This is a genomic window from Brevibacillus borstelensis (assembly GCF_037834415.1).
In the GTDB taxonomy this organism is placed as follows: Bacteria; Bacillota; Bacilli; order Brevibacillales; family Brevibacillaceae; genus Brevibacillus; species Brevibacillus borstelensis_A.
This window is the reverse complement of the sequence record NZ_JAUMSJ010000152.1, coordinates 1-202: the sequence shown is the minus strand read 5'-3', so window position 1 is coordinate 202 and position 202 is coordinate 1. Positions and strand designations below refer to the sequence as shown.

Genomic DNA, 202 nt, shown 5'->3' with positions numbered 1-202 from the left:
ACCCTGCCGAAGGACATCGTGAACATCACCGATTGGAAAGCAAAAGACGAGACAGGCAATGTTTACCGTGTTTCCATGGATAATGGCGCCGGTGAGTACACCCGCGGCAAAGACGGACGAGTGCAGTTCAAAAGCGCACTTTTCATAAGCGGCCTTGAGAAGCAGCCCAAGGAGCTGACCATCACCTACGGCATTCAGGAAC

General features: G+C 53.0%; 1 pseudogene. It reads left to right on the top strand.

From position 1 onward, the window contains the following. A pseudogene (locus Q3F21_RS27355) lies at positions 1-202 on the top strand (DUF4179 domain-containing protein); the annotation flags it as partial.